This is a genomic window from Brevibacterium sp. LE-L, assembly GCF_050214925.1.
Classification (GTDB): Bacteria; Actinomycetota; Actinomycetes; order Actinomycetales; family Brevibacteriaceae; genus Brevibacterium.
The window spans coordinates 3817560-3836364 of sequence record NZ_CP189759.1; the positions used below are offsets into that span (position 1 = coordinate 3817560).

13 protein-coding genes are annotated in these 18805 nt (G+C 58.1%); 4 read left to right on the forward strand and 9 right to left on the reverse strand.

The window, feature by feature from the left end:
• The first annotated feature begins 69 nt into the window (after positions 1-69).
• On the forward strand, positions 70-993 hold the full coding sequence (locus ACQE2J_RS17345; protein WP_426936738.1) for an LCP family protein: 924 nt from the start codon (positions 70-72) through the stop codon (positions 991-993).
• 25 nt (positions 994-1018) lie between these two features.
• Here ACQE2J_RS17345 and ACQE2J_RS17350 read toward each other — a convergent pair whose 3' ends face one another.
• The 7 genes from ACQE2J_RS17350 to ACQE2J_RS17380 are packed head-to-tail and all read right to left on the reverse strand — an operon-like array spanning position 1019 to position 10152.
• Positions 1019-1909 carry a DUF6270 domain-containing protein gene (locus ACQE2J_RS17350; protein WP_426936739.1) on the reverse strand — a complete coding sequence of 297 codons (891 nt, stop codon included), beginning with the start codon at positions 1907-1909 and terminating at the stop codon, positions 1019-1021.
• Positions 1906-3213 carry an ABC transporter ATP-binding protein gene (locus ACQE2J_RS17355; protein WP_426936740.1) on the reverse strand — a complete coding sequence of 436 codons (1308 nt, stop codon included), beginning with the start codon at positions 3211-3213 and terminating at the stop codon, positions 1906-1908. Before ACQE2J_RS17355 ends, ACQE2J_RS17350 begins: the two co-directional genes overlap by 4 nt.
• Positions 3200-4081 (reverse strand): ABC transporter permease, encoded by an 882-nt coding sequence (locus ACQE2J_RS17360; protein WP_426936741.1) that lies wholly within the window; start codon positions 4079-4081, stop codon positions 3200-3202. Before ACQE2J_RS17360 ends, ACQE2J_RS17355 begins: the two co-directional genes overlap by 14 nt.
• Positions 4078-5823 carry a glycosyltransferase family 4 protein gene (locus ACQE2J_RS17365; RefSeq protein WP_426936742.1) on the reverse strand — a complete coding sequence of 582 codons (1746 nt, stop codon included), beginning with the start codon at positions 5821-5823 and terminating at the stop codon, positions 4078-4080. Before ACQE2J_RS17365 ends, ACQE2J_RS17360 begins: the two co-directional genes overlap by 4 nt.
• On the reverse strand, positions 5820-7181 hold the full coding sequence (locus ACQE2J_RS17370) for a glycosyltransferase family 4 protein (protein ID WP_426936743.1): 1362 nt from the start codon (positions 7179-7181) through the stop codon (positions 5820-5822). Before ACQE2J_RS17370 ends, ACQE2J_RS17365 begins: the two co-directional genes overlap by 4 nt.
• Positions 7178-8215, reverse strand: coding sequence for an MraY family glycosyltransferase (locus tag ACQE2J_RS17375; RefSeq protein WP_426936744.1), 1038 nt, complete (start codon positions 8213-8215; stop codon positions 7178-7180). The genes ACQE2J_RS17370 and ACQE2J_RS17375 overlap by 4 nt, the downstream gene beginning before the upstream one ends.
• A complete protein-coding gene (locus ACQE2J_RS17380) occupies positions 8215-10152 on the reverse strand; it encodes a polysaccharide biosynthesis protein (protein WP_426936745.1) in 1938 nt (645 codons plus the stop codon). Before ACQE2J_RS17380 ends, ACQE2J_RS17375 begins: the two co-directional genes overlap by 1 nt.
• A gap of 325 nt (positions 10153-10477) precedes the next feature.
• On the opposite strand from ACQE2J_RS17380, the gene ACQE2J_RS17385 reads away from it, so the two are divergent.
• Complete coding sequence (locus ACQE2J_RS17385) at positions 10478-12370, forward strand: glycosyltransferase family protein (RefSeq protein ID WP_426936746.1); 1893 nt, start codon at positions 10478-10480, stop codon at positions 12368-12370.
• 76 nt (positions 12371-12446) lie between these two features.
• On the opposite strand, the gene ACQE2J_RS17390 is transcribed toward ACQE2J_RS17385, so the two are convergent.
• On the reverse strand, positions 12447-14951 hold the full coding sequence (locus ACQE2J_RS17390) for a glycosyltransferase (RefSeq protein WP_426936747.1): 2505 nt from the start codon (positions 14949-14951) through the stop codon (positions 12447-12449).
• A 111-nt stretch (positions 14952-15062) separates the two neighbouring features.
• Between ACQE2J_RS17390 and ACQE2J_RS17395 the strand changes: the two genes are divergently transcribed.
• Complete coding sequence (locus ACQE2J_RS17395; RefSeq protein WP_426936748.1) at positions 15063-16097, forward strand: polysaccharide pyruvyl transferase family protein; 1035 nt, start codon at positions 15063-15065, stop codon at positions 16095-16097.
• A gap of 131 nt (positions 16098-16228) precedes the next feature.
• A complete protein-coding gene (locus tag ACQE2J_RS17400) occupies positions 16229-17029 on the forward strand; it encodes a capsular polysaccharide synthesis protein (RefSeq protein ID WP_426936749.1) in 801 nt (266 codons plus the stop codon).
• Positions 17030-17316: 287 nt separating this feature from the next.
• Here ACQE2J_RS17400 and ACQE2J_RS17405 read toward each other — a convergent pair whose 3' ends face one another.
• On the reverse strand, positions 17317-18738 hold the full coding sequence (locus tag ACQE2J_RS17405; protein WP_426936750.1) for a glycosyltransferase: 1422 nt from the start codon (positions 18736-18738) through the stop codon (positions 17317-17319).
• Positions 18739-18805: the final 67 nt, after the last annotated feature.

The following is an 18805-nucleotide window of genomic DNA, read 5'->3' on the forward strand; positions in this document are numbered from 1 at the left end:
GAGCCGATCTCACCCGCGGCTACTATTGAGACCAGCACCAAATGACCGGACAGAGGAAGTAGGACTGCCATGGCCAAACTGACGAAGATGGTTTCCGCCATCGGTTCTCTCAAGGACCTCAACTCCGCCCGCGCCGAATTCGATGACGCATCGAAGACCATTCCCGCCGAAGCTGCCTTCCCGCCCGCAGACGTCCGTCCCACCGCGGACGACTCCCGTACCCTGATACTTCGGGTGACGAATCCCGGAAACCTCGCCGAGGCGGCTCCGCAGTCATCGAGCCAAGGTGACACTTTCGCTGTCATCCATGTTCCCGACGCCGGCGACTTTGCGGCCGTGCTCGTGCTCAATCCCTCCACTCAGATCGAGGCAGGTCAGACGTTCGGCGCGATCGCCGACGAAGGCGGATGGCCGGTCGTCGTCGCCATGGTCGAGGAGTTCCTCGGCATCCGCATCGATCACATCGCGCAACTGGGTGCAGACGCGCTCGGTCGCGTCATCGACGAGCTCGGCGGCCTGCAGGTCTACAGCCGTGCAGCGTTCAGCGCCGGCGGCACCGATTTCGTCGAGGGGACAAACAACCTCGACGGGGCGACATCGGCAATCTTCACCGCGGCAGACCCGGTCGATGATGCCGGACAGACGCGAACCCGCAATCAGCGTGCTGTCGTGCGTGCGCTCGTTCAAACACTCAAGTCAGGTGGGCTGGTCAAAGATCCGAACAAAGGCGCGGCGGTGCTCGCACATTTCGCTTCAGGGATTCAGCACAACGCCGAGCTGACCACGAGTGAGCTCGCCAAGATCGCCAACGGCCTCCGCACCCTGCAGACGGACGACATCGCGGTGGTCACCGTGCCCACGAACTCACGTCGCGAAGACGACGGCACAGTCATCATCGACTTCGACCCCGAAGCGGTGCCGGCACTCACGAACGCTCTGGCCGACAACGAGCTCGCAGACTTCTTCCGCTACCTCGTTTCTCTGGGGTATTGAGACGTGCAGTCTCGCATTCGCCGTTTCACTCGGCGGTAGTCGACGACGCGCCCCACTTTTCCACCAGGTCGCGGACGCTTTGCACGATCGACCTGTAATCCTCATCCCGGTAGTGGAACGGCTGAGGCCCCCATTTGTGATCTCGGTTGATCCGGACTTGGCTGCTGGCCCTTGTGACTGTTGACTTCACCATAGACTGAGCGAATCTGCGGTACCGGACATAGTCTGCATTGGCAGCGACGGCCCTATCCGCATATTCTTCTGCTTCTGTAGGTCTGACGTTTCGCAGGCTAGTCAATGCTTCGGCAATCCCTTGCCCACGCGTCAGTCTGCGGTTAGCCTCGCGGCTAGCCCGTTGTAGCCGACGCCAGTTGCGACCCAGCTTCGCCAGGCTGTCGCTTTGCGGGTGCTGGGCGCCGTCAACGGCTCCAGCCCACTCGATGTCGAGGAGAATTGTCTTCTCCCACAACCCAGTGCTCTTGAGCCCACCAACAAGGCGGATAAAGCCAGACTTCCATCGACCGAAGTGTTCTTCATCTCCGAATTCAATGAGTCGCGCACCGCCCCGACGTGCTTCGCGGGCAGCACCACAGGATTCGACTTCGATCGAATTCGTCATGGTCGTACCGTCAGGAAACTCCCAGAACCCCCGTCGTTCGTCGACCAAGTCGAGGAGAACGGCATCGAGGTCGCTCGCGGTGTGAACGATCCGTTCGAGACCTGAACCATGGAGATCGTTAGTGACCATTCGCTCCTGAAAAGCGGAGGTCAGTTCACTCAGATCGATTCCATCTGCCCCGTGCGGAGATTCCAAACTCGTCACAGAGTGCCGAGCCACATAGGCCACAACTTCGGCTTCAGGCATGAACTCCACAGAATCACGGCTCACACATGAACCGAAGATCGCGACCTTCATCGGCGCGAATCCTGGTGCACAACAGATGCTTCGTCTTCCTGTCGCAAGCGCTGCCGCTCCTCGTATCGTTCATCCGCGATCTTGCGTGCGCGCGATGCGAGTCTACGGCGGGTGAAGTCATCTGCGGCAGCAATTTCTGACGCACGATCGTCAGGATTCGCGGCCCGCAAGACCACGCGCTTCTTACTTGGGCTCATCCGTAGTGGCGGGGCATCGGAGATTCGAGGGGCGCTCACTGCTTGCGATGCAGGCTTGGGTAGAGCCGGGAACTTGGCCTTCGGCATCTGGGTATCGAAGGATTCCGGCCATACCTGTTCATCAGCGGCGGCCAACATCGGGGTCGGAGTCTCTTCGACTACTTCGACCGTGTCCTGGCGCTTCACATGGCGGGCCCGAGCGGCCTTCTTCTTAGACGGGCGCGCTGCATGTCGCGGGATGGGATTTTTGATGAGCTCGGGTTCGAGGATGTTGATCTCCTCTTTGACGGCGTTGCTCATCACATCGGCGAGGAGTTTGTCGGCGATATCTTCCTTGCCCTTGGCAACATTCCACGCCCACCAGCGGTATTTCTCGGCGACAGCCTCGGCAGGGCCGTTCATGAGGATCTCTCCTCGGTGCATCCACACTGCGCGCGTGCACAACTCCTGAATCACTTTGGCGGCATGGTTGACGAGCAGAACCGTTCCTGCCTCGGCAAGGAGTTCGTCCATCGCACGTTCGCTTCTCTCGGCGAAGGTTGCGTCACCTGTCGAGAGGGCTTCGTCGATGAGCATGATCTTCGGCCGAGCCGCCAAAGCGATGGCGAAGCGCAACCTAGCGCCCATCCCCGACGAATACGTGCCCATAGGTCGGTGAATCGCAGCTCCCAATGCTGACAGCTCGACCACGTAGTCAAAGGCATCTTCGGCTTCTTCGGGCGAGAGCCCCATCGCAAGGCACCCAAGGCGCACATTCTCACTGCCGGACAAAGCTGGCTGGAGCGCCGCACTGACGCCGAGCAGGAGGGGTTGGTAACGAACCAGGATACGGCCTCTGTCGGGCTGCTCGACGCCAGCGACATTGCGGAGGAACGTCGACTTGCCTGAGCCATTAGCTCCGACGATACCGACCATCTCCCCCTCGCGCGCGACGAAGTTCACTCCTCTCAAAGCGCGGACAGTCGTCTGGCCTGCGCGTCCGGCGACTGCGTTGGAAAGTCGACGCAGCCCCGTAGCCCGTTGGCTCGGATCGTTGGTATTGACCGTGTACCGGACTTGGACGTTCTCCGCGATGATATTGGGTTCCTGGATTTCAGAGTCGACCATAGTTCTCCTCCCCTCTCCAGAAGAACAGGAAGCCGACGATGAGGAGTCCGAACGCCCAGACTGTGCCGACGATCCACATCTTCGGATCCGTATCCACTCCGTAGAGCAGTGAATTGCGCACAAGTGTCAGATAGGCGTGCATCGGGTTGTACTGCATTGCCTCCAAGAGCGCCGGATGATTTCCCAATCGGTCTTCGATGGAGAAGAACACTCCCGATCCGTAGAGCCAGAATCGGCTGACTATCGACATGAAATTCGTGAGATCGGGGATCTTGTGACCAAGGCGCGCAAGGAAGCAGGCGAGACCGACGTTGAAGATTGTCTGCAGAACAATGACCGGGATGACGAGGATGACACGCCAGGTGATCACTTCAAGCGGGGGCACGACCGCCAGCACGATGACCATGACGAGCAAAGTCGGCATGAAGTCAAGGAAATTGCGAACTACCGTGGAGATCGGAAGCGCGGCACGCGGGAATTGGAATCCCTTGATCATCGACGCACCAGAGCGAATCGACCCGGTTCCACCGGTCATGCACTTGCCTGTATAGCCGAAGACGAACACCCCGATAACGAGGAATCCGACGAAATTGTCGATTCCACGTGAGGTCTGCAGGATGAATCCGAAGACGAACCAGTAAGCGAGCACTGACAGCAGGGGATTGAGGAACAGCCAGCCGTATCCGAGTAAGTTCTTCCGCGTCGAGCTCGACATCTTGGCTCGAGACTCGGCAATGATGAAATGCCGGCGGTTCCACAAGGCGGCGAGGTAGCTGCTCAGGCTCGTCCGTCGACCAACGGGGACGAGGCCCTCGCTCGACACGGACGGGATCGAACTCAGCCCAAGGGGGTTCTTCGTCTCACTCATCGCGCATCACTCCCCACGATTTGAGAATAGACCTGCCCATATCGTCGTCCGATTTCCTTCCACCTGAGCGTTGCAAGAACGTGTGCTCGTCCATTGTCCCCGATTCTTGCCCTGGCTGGGTCATCAGAGGCGAGCTCGGACAACAGTTCCGCGAGTTTCTGCGGGCTCTCCGGCGGTGTCCACAAACCCGCGCTGTCCGGAACCAGTTCACGCAGTGCCGGAAGGTCGGAGATGACAACTGGCCGCGCAAGACCCATCGCTTCTATCGGCTTAATCGGAGTGACCAGACGACAGACCGGTTCGTCCTTACGCGGCACGACGATCGCATCAAGGGCGAGTTGGTACTCAATTGCCTGGGCTTGAGAGACCCGTCCGGTGAAAACCGCGTTCTCCCCCAGAGGCGCTGCACGTTCCCGTAGTTCCGGCAGAGCGACACCGGCGCCGGCGATGAGGAGACGTAGGTCAGTGCCTTGGCCCCGGGCCAGGATGACGGCGTCGACGAGGTCGTCGAGACCCTCATAGCCGACGATCGACGCCGCCGTTCCGACCCAGACCCCGTCGCCGGGCAGGCCGAGGCTATTTCTCACCTCGGCCGGAGTGCGGCTGACATCGGCATCGACGACGGCTTCGGAGACCGAATTCGGAATGAGTGTGATGGTTTCTGCCGGCACTCCTCCAACGATCAGGTGCTCACGCATCGTCTCACCCAGGGTGATGACGGCGTCGGCAGCCGATGCGACTTCGATCTCCTTGGCCCGCATGAGCGCGAAGCGCTGACTGTCCCTGCGCGCAGAACGCTCTTCCGGGCTGCCGCCGGCAGCCGCCCATGTCTCTTCCAGGACACCGCGGACTTCGTAGACCCACGGCAGGTCCGCTGCAGCCGCCGCCGCTCCAACAGCCAAGCCGTTGACGTAGTGCGTTGTCGTGTGAAGGACCTGAGCACCACGTTGGTGCGCTTCTCCAGCGATGCGATTCGCCTGCTCGCTCAGCCGTTCGGATGGCGTGGGACGGGGTCTCAACGGCACATCACGGATGTACTCGACACCGTCGACGACCTCGACCGGCCCCTGGCTCAGTCGTCCGATGGTCACGGGATACGACGGCCGCGTGATCGCAGCCGCTTGATTGCCCGCCTCCGACAGAGTGGTGAGGATGGCATGTGAGCGGTAAGCATAGCCGGAGCGGGTATGCGGCAAGGAATTAGTCAGCACATGCAGCGCCGTCGGCTGCTGACTTCGGTCATGATCCGCATTGCCGCGTATCCGACGAGCCGTGATATGGCTCGAAATCTCGGGCCACCATTGAGGCTGCAGACACTGTCGTTCATCGATCAGTCGTGTCCGGCGTGCGCCGTCGGGCAGAATTGCGATGGCTTCGTCGATGTGTCCCTTGGTCCACTCGATACGTGAGCTCAGTGCGCAGGCGCCGGGAACAGCCGCGGCGATCGATTCGGCTTCGTCGAGGAGTCCCAGATTGAGTGCGATCTCGCCGAGAAGGCGTGACGGCGAGGGAGAACCTGAGACCAATGACTTCGCCATCGTCTCTTGACCGAGCAGCCACGCAGATGCCGCCCGACTGGCGTCGCCCGGCAGGCGTCCGAGCGCGTGTCCGACGAAACGCGAGGCAGGGCCCGGCAGGCGACGTGCCAGCTGCATGCCGAAGAACACGCGGTCGTCGTTGATGTGTCCAACAGTCGTCACAACGACGTTCGTCAGCTGCCGGGCGAGGAAGCGCAGATTCACGACACCACCTGCTCGAGGACGCGTTCGTAAGTGCGTCCCATTGCGGCTGCCGAAGCATGTCGAATCACCCAGTCGCGCGGGTTCTGATCTCCAGGCGGATTCGATCCGAACTCCTCACCGGCTTCGACTCGTTCTCTCATCCTCGACATCGCCGCGGCTACGGAATCGACATCACCGGGAACCGCGACTTCTCCCGCCGCGGTCTGCGTGATGATGTCGGCGGCCTCACCGGCGACGACGCCGAGGACAGGAATTCGACGGGCCATCAACGAATAGAGCTTCGACGGGACTGTGCATTGATAGGAATCGAGGGAGCTGAGGCTGACCAATCCGGCATCTGCCCATTCCCAGTGGGCAGCGAGTTCGGCGCCTGCGATCTGGGGATGGAATTCGACCGGCACCCCATACGCCGCGGCTGTGGTTTTGAGCTCGCCGGTATCGACGCCGCCACCGACGATGCGCAGTCGCACACCTTCAGTGCGGGCCAAGGCGCGAACCGCGGTGCTGAGATCCTGGGATCGACCGACAGTGCCCACGTACAGCAGGTTGAGCCCTCGGCGATCGGCAGAAGTCGTGCCCTTGACGACGTCGCCGGCGGTGCCCGTCTCATCTGGGACAGGGACAACGGGGATCGCACCCGTGGCGGTCAGGCCGGACGCGCCTTCCAACTCCGCCGGTGAGACTCCGCTGCGAACGACCTCGGCGGTCACTCCACGCTGTTCCAGGCGACGTTTGAAACCTTCAGTAGTGACGACGACGACCGCCGCATGCCGTTGGGCACGAGTGAGCAGGTCCGGCAGAAGTCGATGCTCGAGGCCGCGTGTCAGCGTCACGGGAAGATATCGCCCGACCGCTCCCGTCACCAAGTTCATTTCCGAAATGAGGTCCGGCCACGCATCGCGCACTTCAGCGACATGCGGCACTCGCAGCAGTCGCGACAGGGTGTCGCCCGCCAGCAGAAACGGCAGTGCCGGAGTCGTGGAGACGATGACGTCGGGACGCATTCTGCCCCGCAGCCGGTCAATGACAGCCGACATCGCACCCGTCGCCGATACCGTCTGATCGAGCAGCTGACGAGCCATCGACGATCCACTGTGCAGGTACGGCACGCGAAGGATCCGCTCACCGTCGACGCCGGTGTCCCATGTGCCGCCGAGGCGCACGTCGACTCGACGACGCCCCCGCCCGACCTTCGATCCGAAGAACCCGTTGCGGTCGGAATATGGGTAATGGGGATGCGGCGCCACCGTGATGACATCGTGACCGGCAGCGCGCAGGTGGTCGACGAGGATCCGCCACCGTCGCTGCGGTGCACCGACTTCGGGATAGTAATAGTGGCTGAGCAGAACGATTCTCATGCGGTCATCGCCTCCTTCAGCGCCCGTCGCCGCAGCCACAGCGGCAGCAGCGCATAGAGGGCGAGCAGCCCGACCCAGAACACATGGGCCGGGTAGGTTGTCGCCGTGTTTCCGCTGATGAGAGTCGGGACGGCCATGGTGCAGGAGAGGACGCTCAATGCGGCGTGGAAGAGCGAAACAGAACTGTGTGGCCAGCCCGCCTGCTGGATCCGCTGGTAGATATGTTCACGATGAGGCAAGAGAATATTCTCTCCCCGGAAGAGCCGTAGGACCAAAGTGAGTCCGACGTCGAAGAAGACGAAGATCATCGGTGCGATGATAACGACGATCGGGACGCCTTGGACGAACAGCCAGACCGCGAGAGCGAATACGGCCGCTCCGATCCCGTAGCTTCCCGTGTCTCCGAGGAACGCCTTGGCCCGACCGAGGTTGAACGGGAGAAACCCGACAGCAGCGCCGGCCAGCGCCAGAGCAAGCAGTGCAATGTCGTTCTCTCCTACCCAGGAGCTGACGAAGGCGAACCATCCGGCAGTGACGATGGTCCACTCGGTGACATAGCCGTTGAGTCCGTCGACGAAGTTCACGGCGTTGACAGTGGTCACGCCGATGACCGCGAAGGCGATGACGTGAGCGATTCCCTGTGTTGAGAACATGGCGATGATCGCGCTGAACAGCAGAGCCAGGATCACCTGTCCGATCAGCCGCCCGGCGGGGCGCAGGGAGTCGAGATCGTCGCTCATTCCGATGGCCGAATAGCACCAGGTCAGGACCAGGAAACCGACCGGAAGGAGGATCCCGCCGAGGCCGAAGACACCGTCTTCGCTGACCGTCCACACCATGGCGAGAACCGTCGCCACGGTGATGCCGCAGCCGATGGCGATTCCCCCGCCGCGTACGGTCGACAGCGTATGCGAGGAGCGATGAGAAGGGACATCGACGACCCCCGCTCGACGCAGCAGCGGAAAGGCGATGAGGGCGCTGAGAACCGTGACCACCGCGGCCACAACCAGGATCACCAGCGACTGCAGAGCCATCAGAGGCCGACTCCGGTGTCATGGGGGTCTGCGTCTGGCTCGGGGGCTCTTGACGTTGTCGCTGCCGGCTCGATGGCCTCTGTCGCGTCACCGGTGGCCGGTGCCGTCTCTGAGTCGAGGAGACGCGTCAGGTGCTCTTCGAGGCCCGACCTGTGAGTGAAAACCTGTGGGTCACGTGATTCGGCGACCAGGGCACCGAGTTTCTCCAGATCGATCGGAGCGATCGGCACCTGAGTGATCAGCGGATGGTTGGGGCGGCTGTCGACCTCTCCGGGCGACAGAAGGGCTTCAGTCAGCTTCTCCCCCGGGCGCAGGCCCGTGTAGACGATCTGCGCATCACTGCGACCTGACAGTGCGATCACTCTCTTGGCGAGGGCGGCGATGCGGATCGGTTCGCCCATGTCGAGGACCAAGGTCTCTCCGGGGCCACCGATCGCTGCGGCTTGAAGGACGAGTTCACAGGCCTCATCGGCGGTCATGAAGTATCGGGTGACCTCGGGATCGGTGACTGTGACGGGGTCGCCGGCCGCCACCTGTGCCACAAAGGTCTCGAGTACGGACCCCCGGGATCCGAGTACATTACCGAACCGCACCGACATATAACGTCGTCCGGTTGCCGCGGCCACAGAGGCGATCGCCCGTTCGATGGAGAACTTCGTCCGCCCCAGCACTGAGGTCGCACCGGCGGCTTTGTCGGTGGAGATGTGGACGAAGGAATCGACGTCGTGAGCCACGGCCGCGTTGAGCAGGTCGAGGCTGGCTCCGATGTTCGTGCGCACCGCCTGTTCCGGGAAGCGCTCAAGGAAAGTCAGGTGTTTGAGAGCTGCGGCGTGGAAGATGATGTCCGGCTTCGCCTCAGCGACGAGGGAATCGATGAATGCCGGATCTCGCAGGTCTCCGAGGACGAGGTCATCACTGGTCAGAAGGGCTGAGCCCTCGAGGCCGAGCTCAGTGGCGTGCAGGCCGGATTCGTCCCGGTCGGTCATGATGAGTCGGGCCGGATCGAACCGGGCGACCTGACGGCACAGCTGTGAGCCGATGGAGCCGCCTGCACCGGTGACGAGGACGACCTTGCCGGTGATCGCCGAGGCGATGTCGTCGATATTCGTCGAGATCGGTTTGCGTCCGATGAGGTCTTCGAGGCTGACATCGCGGAAGCTGCGGTGACGCAGGTCGGCGACGTCATGGGCGTCCGGCTCGGGACGTGCCAACGCGGAGTCCGAGAGTTTCGGCATGATCTTGATCTCGACCGGCCGGGATTCGAGATTCGACGCGATACGGGAGAGCTCTTCGGGCGGCAGGTCAGCGATCGCAATGATGACGGCCCCGGCTCCGGTGCGATCGACATGGGTGGCGATGTCGGCAATCGGTCCGAGTACGCGGATTCCGTTGTAGCGCAGATGACGCTTGGCAGGGTCGTCGTCGAGGATGCCGACAGCGACGAATTCGTTGTGCGTGTCCTGAGCGATCATATCGAGGGCGAGCATGCCCTGGTTTCCCGCGCCGACGACGATTGTGGGCCGGGATGCACCGGACGTGGTGAGGCTGCGTTGCCTCAAGTTGCGACGAATCCAGTTCTCGAGGCTCTTGACCACGACCATGAGCGCTCCCGCCGTAATGGGGACGCTGGTCGGGATGAGCAGTCGACTGGCGAAGGCAAATTCGGCAACCCACATGATGCCGACACCCAGAGCAACCGTTCCCACGATTGCGGCGAACTGATCGGTCGAACCACGTCGGTAGCGACCGCGGTAGATCGCCAGGGGCCCGCCGATAAGGAAGACGATCAGGCCGACCGCCGAACAGACGAGCATTCCCGGCACGTTGACGAGAGATGCATGGAAGTCGTACCTCACGAGTGTCATCGATACGACGAGGAACGCGAAGACGAGACCATCGATGAGTGACAGCGCCATGGCTCTGCCGTGCCGTCTCATTGGGGTCCGTGAGGGAATGGGCCCTGTGTTGCTTCCCACTGTCCTCTTTTCGTCCGATGTGCACTGGTCAGGCTCAGGGAATCTCATTCCTGTGACGTCCGTCTCGTTGAGACGAACCGAGCCTCATTCGACTTCCCGATTGTACTATTGGAGCTAACAGGTTCCAGTCAGAACAAACACTGCGAGCATTAAGAATTGGTTGCAATATACAGGTGAAGTAGCTCCAGGTCGTCGCCTTCGAACCTGGTCTGCCACAAGGTCAATTGCAATTGAACTGCCGCACTTCGCCGCCCACTGCCTGTCCACTTCTGAGAGGACTCGATCCGTGCCCCGAACACCATTTCGCACTCTGAGGACCGCTGTGTGGCATCTGCGCAACGGCGGAATCAGCCAAGTCGCGAAGTGGCGACGTCGACGTTCGTTGGTCCAAGGAACCGCAGAAGCCTCCGCCGAGGTCGCCACGGGAAGCCTGTCAGCGGAGGTGCTCGCGGACCTGTTCCCTCCCCTGCCGATGGTTCACCGCACTCCGGTCTTCGATCAGCTGTCGGTCGGGGTCGTCCTTGACGAGTTCTCGACGGAGAGCTTTGGCTATGAGTGGGCTATCCGACCACTGTCGCCGACACAGTGGTCGACCGAACTCGATGGCCTCGACTTCGTCTTCATCGAATCCGCCTGGAGCGGAAACGACGGCCAGTGGAAGTTCAAGCTCACTAGCCCGTCGGGTCCGAGTCCAGAGATCACCGACCTGCTCGGCGAGTGCCGTCGCCGGGGCATTCCGACCGTCTTCTGGAACAAAGAGGATCCCCCGCACTTCGAGGATTTCCTGCCCCTGGCACAGATGTGCGACGTCGTCTTCACCAGCGATGTCAGGTTGATCCCCGAATATCGCTCCAGACTGGGCCATGACAGAGTCGCAGCCCTGCCCTTCGCAGCACAGCCTGCGGTCCACAACCCTTCGCGTCCTGCGCGGAACGCCGCGGCCAGAGACATCGCCTTCGCCGGCATGTACTTCGCCCACAAGTATCCGGAGCGCAGGACGCAGATGGACCTGCTGCTCGGAGCCGCTGACGCCGTATCGCCGAAGATGCAGTACGGACTCGAGATCTTCTCCCGCTTCCTCGGCAACGATGAGCGCTATCAGTTCCCAGGCAACCTGGCCGGGCGGGTGGTCGGGTCGCTCCCGTACCGCAATCTGCTCACCGCCTACAAACATTTCAAGGTCTTCCTCAACGTCAACTCCGTCACCGACTCTCCGAGCATGTGCGCCCGCAGGATCTTCGAGATCAGTGCCGCCGGCACCCCGGTCGTCACAACTCCGAGTGCGGCGACTCGAGAGTTCTTCCCCACGGACGAGGTTCCCCAGCCCAACACTCGGGAGGAAGCAGAATGGACTCTGCGCGCCTATGTGCGCAGCCCTGAACTGAGAGACCGCACCGTTCACCTGGCCCAACGGCGCATTTGGGCCGAGCACACCTACACGCACCGGGCAATGACAGTGATGGATTCGCTCGGACTGGATTATGTGCAGCCATACCCCACGTCCATCTCAGCGGTGGTGTCGACGAATCGGCCCGACCACCTCGGCGAGGTTCTGCAGACCCATGCCGCACAGCTGCACGCGGACAAGGAACTCGTGTTGGTCGCCCACGGGTTCGCGGCACCTGCCGATCTGCGATCGCGTGCGGCAGAAGCAGGTGTCGAGCATCTCCAGATCGTCGAGGTCGACTCTGCGCAGCCGTTGGGAGTCTGTCTCAATCGCGGCGTCGAAGCTGCCTCCGGCGAAGTGATTGCGAAGATGGACGACGACGATGTCTACGGGGCGCACTACCTGGGTGACCAGCTCGCGGCTCTGCGCTATTCAAATTCGGAACTCGTCGGAAAACAAGCCCACTATATGCACATTCGCAGCAAAGACATGGTCATCTGCCGCTTCCCGGAACGCGAACACCGCTACACCAATCTCGTAATGGGGCCAACGATGATGGCAAAAAGATCACTACTACAAGACAATCCGTTCGCTGACCGTACCAATGGGGAAGACACTGAACTACAGCAACGGCTGACAAACGCAGGCGCGCGAATATACTCTGCCGATCGCTTCAACTTTATACAAATACGCGGTGCCCACAACCACACATGGGAAGTCAGTGAGCTCGAACTTATATCACAGGGCCAGGTTCGTAGTTTCGGGCTAAATAAGGGCCACTATATTTTCTAAATTCGTACACACTGTAATCGAAGAAGGAAAATAGCCTAACTGCTACCCTATTCACACCCAAACGTCAATAAGACAATCATTTCTTCCGGGACTTTATCTCAGCTTGCAGCTGATTGATTTGATGACTTAGCGCCAATTGATTATTCACGACCTGCTCATGCCTCTTTTGCATCGCAGAGTAGTCATGTCGGGCATAGTAAGCAGCTTGCCTCATAGTCGCCGGCAAGAATCTCTGCAATAGGCTTTTTACACGGGGAATCATTGGAGGCTTCTGGACGAGTGCACTCGGCCGAGATACCCGCTGAGATACGGCCCGAAATTCCCGCTTTTGCTTATCGACCTCAGCGGACTTGCGATTCAATTCCCGTCTGTGAACTCGGTCCATTCGCTCGACGAAACGGGAATTCTGATCCAGAAGCAGACGCATCGACGCGATAGTTGGCTCTGGCGAAAACCTTTCATCCAGTTCTCCGCTTAACAGATCAGCATAGACGGCTGCGAGATTGTCTGAGGCCTCGTTGCGCACGGCAGCCACGGCCCCTTGCGACAAAGAAACATACTTTTGCTTATTCGAAAGCAAGTCTGCCAGCTCGGACGCCAGCCCTGGTCGGTCACCCTGCTCTACACAGATGACCCCCTGATTATTCTTAATAAACTCGAGCCAAGGGAGCTGATACATCGCAATCGGAAGTCCCATGGCCTGGGCCTCCACCAACGCCAGCGGGTAACCTTCAATAATACTTGTACTTACGAAAACATGCGAACTCTTAGCTCTATCTACCAAGTCATCACCATGTAGTGGTCCAGTAAGAACGACGTTCTCACTTATACCCAGGCTTCGACTCCTTCTTTGGATTTGCTTTGCAGTAAGATCCGAACTATCTGGACCAATGATGGTGATACCAAAGTCTATCCCCAGCTGACGCAGCTCTGCCCCGATATCGACGAGATCAAGCACCTGCTTAGTCCTCTGCTGAAGACGCCCCCACCAGACTATTTCAAGCTTTTCGGTTGGAGCGCTTCGCGGATCAACAGCCCCCGCGAGCTTCTCTGCCAACGGCGAAGGTGGGTTGGGCAGATATGCAACGCGCTCGACTCCGCGAAGCTTCCAGAATGCAACGTCCGACTCTGAGAGAACTATTACATTGCTAAGAGTCTGCAAATACCTGGACATGAATGAAATCCGGCTGACCTCGTCAAGGAGAGGCCGCATGGCAAAATTATGAATCCAGCCGACAACTGGTACATTGATCGCAGAAAGTGCCGTTGAGAAATAGGGCCATCGGTCATTGTAAAATACGTGATGGTCAATAACGGCATCGACGCCGTTAACCTGGCAAAAGTCCAATAAGTAAGCGACTTTCTGCCCTATGGTGCTTCCATGAAGGTAGCTGAGGTCAACTCCATCAGGCAATTCATAGATAGTACCGCTGTCGCTATCGAGCAAAATAGTCACTTTATATCCGGCACGACGCAAGTATTCTGCCTGAGATACTACTACACCCTGGACTCCGCCAGTGCGCAAATTTCCTGTCCGGAGCACAACATGTCCAGCTGCAGGCACACGAAGCTCCGCTGGGCTGCAATAGTATGCAACAGCTGGTAAAGCCTTTGGACAGAAATCAGCGCATGCGAGTGCGACGGAACGGAACCCCACTCGCGATTTCAAGTCGGCAAATGCTCTGTCGCGCAGCGAGCCAGCGCGAATCCCGCTGACATAGTCGAGAACGCGCCCCACGACACTAAGCCGTACGGACCCATAAACTTCCTGAAGATCACTACGATCCGGCCGAACACTCAGTTCGGAGTCAACAGCTCGCCCAATTGCTTGGACAGAATCAAGCGCGCTCGCATTGAAAATGTAGTCAGACCAATCGGAGACCTGATGTCCGCTCGCACCGCGTCGGAAGTAGTATCGATATAGCCGATCTGGCATCGACACGTAGCGCGTCGCATGCATCATTGCAAGAAACGCAAGTGGCAGATCGTTCATTCGCGGTAGTTCAAGGTCACTTTCTAGGCCCGCGTAGGCTTTCAACAAGACCTCTCTCGAGAAGAGGTACCGCCAAAGCTGACCTTGCGCCGTCTGTCCTAAGGGAAACAGCTTCTCAAGTATCTGACCACCATCAAGTTCACGATACCGAGGTTGCATTGAAGCTTCATAAGAGCTACCGGTGGTACCGTCCGCTGACACCACGTAGCTACCAAACCCAACTACATCGGCGCCTGAGGTCACTGCGAGAGAACGGGCAGCTTCACACGCGTTCAGAGCAAGCTCGTCGTCACCATCCAGAAACATCACATAGTCAGACGCGGCCGCCAGGATGCCCGCCCTACGAGCCTTAAGTGCCGATCCGTTTTCGGCCTGTCGGATGAGCCGAATACGTGAATCTGCCGCCCGTAGTGACTCGACAACCTCAACAGTGCCATCCGTAGACGCGTCATCGACAACAATGATTTCAATATTGCTCAGCGACTGAACACGGCAACTTTCGATCGCCTGACCGATCCAAGACTCGTCGTTAAATACAGGCAGCACCACCGAGACCTCGGGCACCGCAGAAGACGAACGTTCACTCACTTTTAAAAGCCTCCAGTCTCAAGAAGAAGCACAGCACAACCGAATCAGTTTACAGTCACGCAACCACCGACGATTCCAAACCGTCGGCGGAATGCTATAAACTCGAAAACGATGACACCTGAAAAGAAGCGCGCGCTCGTTGTCGGGCCATACCGCACACACAACTTCGGCGATGACCTTGTCGGAGCTATCCTTACCCGCCATCTTCAAACGCAGGGCTACGAAGTGGTAGTCCCCAAGCTCGGCGAAGAAAATTGCGAGTGGCTCGGAATCAAGCATGAACCAAGCTATCAAGGCATGTTCGAGAGCTCCGACGTGGTTGTGCTGGGAGGAGGAGGCATCATGAGTGACACGTCAGGAGCAAAACCCGGGGCTTCCTATCTCGAAATCATTACCCGTGCTGGCATGTCTGGAGCATTGCGAGGCAAAACACTCTACGCCACCAGCATCGGAGCTGGGCCATGGCATCTCGACAAATCGAAGATGCTAGCATTTGGTGTTTCACTTCTAGCAGAAAAGATTGGAGTCCGGGAAGCTGAGTCGTACGAACACCTCCTCAAGCTCGGCGTAGGAAGAGGCAAGCTAAAGCTTGGAGCCGATCTTGCGTTATTAACTCCTCAACTACTTGATTTCCCTCAAGGGAATTCTCGTAAACTTGGAATCCAGTTCGACGTCACAAACTTTCCCAGCGTGCAAAATAATCCAAACCTCGCTGAAATCATACATACCCTGGAGGCATACGTAGCCAGTAATCAGAACGGCGTCATGTTGCTCAAGAACGGAAAGGCTCGCCCCGGCCTCAGTGGATCCGCGCCAGACGCTGAGCGACTAGTTTACTCAACGCTAGAAGACTATCTGCCCAAGCTCGGCGGACTGCGATCAATTTTCACGTCTCACCTGCACCTTGCAATAACGTCATTTTCGCAGCGCATACCAACCTTCTCACTCTATGTACGCGAAAAAACTCGGCGCTTCTATGAGCAGATCAACAGGCCCGAAAGGGCAGTGGACCTCGAAACCGCCACTGTCGATGACCTAAGGAGACTAATCGATCTCGCACAGGAAGCCGAATGGTCCGAACAAGATGAACTCGCGCTTCAGTCCCTTAAAGCCAAGTCTCGAGAAATACTCGAATTCGTACGTTGACTTCTCCCTGAGTTCATTCTAGGTGCCCCCGAGCAAGGCGCGACAGCATACTTGGACATAGTTAAGAGTTCCAATGGTAACTTCATCCGCGATAGGTCAGGAGAAACACTAATATTGACGCAGAATCGTTCTTGCGCTCCCATTGGCACGAGATTCTAGAAACTAGAAGGCGTTTTGAAGATACCCTACTGTCGATTGAACACACTGACCACTCTCAGTCGTTTATCTTCTGGGACAAGGGATTCGCCAAAGCCCCTCCACTAGTGCAGCTGTGCCATTCCGCCTGGAAGCGGTCTATTGCGGATGCTTCCTTGATAGAGCTGGATAGCAGTATGGTCGAAGACTACGTCCCCATACCGCCAGGTGCGGCCGCGTTCAGCGAAAACCACAAGGCACAATACTCAGACTGGTTACGTTTCGCTCTCATCCATTCTCACGGCGGAGCATGGATTGATGCCACTACCTACCCTGGCCTCGGTTATACAGAATTCCTCCTTAAGCTGGAAGACACCCCGAACGACTTCTTCGCACCAAAGCGAACCGACCGCCCCATCGCAACTGCATTCATTTGGTCGCGACGAGGTGGCTACATTTCAGGCACAATGAGGGCCGCTCTTCAAGTTTATATGCTTAACTATAATTCTCCGTTCGCCTACTTTCAAACGCACTACATCTACGCGGAGCTAGTCAAGAGCGATCCACATTTTCGCAGTGAACATGAGAATTCGGTGTTCATGGACGGAATGCGCTGGCAGAGAATTTGGGCGATACGTAAGCACGGATATGAGGGACAAAAGAATCGAATCAGATCTCTTCTACGTGAGTTTCCTGTGCACAAACTATCATACAAATATGATGACTCTTCAGTATCCCGCGAAAACGTATTTGGCCATTTTCTATCCTCAGGAACTCTTTGGCCCGGTCGGAAATAGCCATTTCTACTCATTGAGACTAGTCTTTCGCTCGTGACTGCATGAGGCTGACTAGCCTGTGCAGTCAAATACCCACAGCGAAGATCCACTAGTCAAAACACAAGAGAAGTGAGTCAATCCGATGCCTTGATTGTCACTATTTCAAATCTTGCAATATTTAGCTGATTTTTGAGTACTTATTACTCATTATTCAGGGAGACAGCAAGTGCCAGATTCGCCGCTCAGTCGAGTCCGCGCGCGTCCGCTGGTCCTCAACACAGCAACCTCACCACCAGCTTCCGTATCTTCTATTTGGTGTTCTCAACCACACTTCTCAGAATTTCTGCCACAGCATCCGCACCGTCTGCTACTGGCTGGTTGTCGGCTTCAGTCACACCAAAGGAAGCGGGCTCACGGTGCTGAACCTCCTCTAACGCAGACTTAAGCTCCTGCATGTTCATTGCAACTTTACCCATCCCATACTCCTCAACCATTCGCGCCCTAGCTTCCTGGTTGTCAGTAACTGTCGAGGAGTTTGGAATATAGATGGCCGGCAGTCCGACACCCAAATTTTCATGCACCGAGTTGTACCCCGCGGAACAGATGGCAAGATCAAAAGCCTTTAAATATGGTGCGAGCGGATACCGACTATGAATCACTGTCACCTCTTGAACAACTGCGTCATTAGCAGCGATAGGCGAAACAAGCACGACCGGCTCGAGGGTTATTTTGCATTCTTTTATGGCCTCTAGAGCCGCTTCTACAGCAGATCTATCCCCAAGTTTGGCGGTACCTACCTGTACCAGAAGGTAGCGCCGAACCGGGTCCAGGCCCAACGCTATTTTTGCGTCGGCTGAGTTAAGTATCGACAGTTGATTGGCTTGAGAGACTGGTCCTACATAATTGACGCCTGTTTGATTACTCGTAAGCGGTCCATGCACTTCGCCCGGAACAACTACGTGATCAGCGAATCTGAACGGGTTGTCGTACTGTTCTCTTGACACGCCCTCTTTCCACAACCCTCGCCGAAGCCAGACCAGCGGAATTTCCAATCGACGGCTAACTTGGCTGATACCCTTATAGACGGCGGTTCCGTCGAACACGATCACATCCGGTCGATCAGATTTCACGATGCGATGCAGATTTCGCGCAAAGATTCTATTCCATACCGCGATGCTCCACGGGGTCGCTGCGGAACTTGGGTGATACATGACTGGGTAGCCAGCTTCGCGCACCACTCGATAGGCCGTCGACAAAGTCAAAATTGCCGTTCGGTATCCGCCGCGTTCAACTTGAGAGGCAATAGCAAGACACCGTGATAGATGCCCCATCCCTGATCCGTTGCTCGTAATGAACAGTATTTTGGGACCTTTGCCGTCATTGCCTGTCCACTCGACTCGGGCGGCACCAGAGCTGTCGTCCGCGGAGGCCAGTGCGTCCAAGTCTCCGATGAGGGTAGCGGCTTGAGTATCAATTCTTGCGAGCAACTGCTCTTGCTTATATTCGTGTCTCGACTGCTTTTGCCGCATATCATGAAGTTCACGGACAAGGCTTGTCGGCTTGTCGACCTTTCTAGTCAAAGTCGCAAACAACCGCATGACCAAGATCACGGCGCCGACACCGAGTATGACCAACCAGATGCAAATCACCGATACCCAGGTGGCCAGTAGTATCAATCGGCTTTCTTCGCTAGCGACCGTGGCAACAGTTGGCCCCAGAATTGCAAGCACACAAGTGAAACCAATCGCTAGGACCAGACTAACCTTAAGCCTTATTCGCACTGACGTTCTCTCCTTG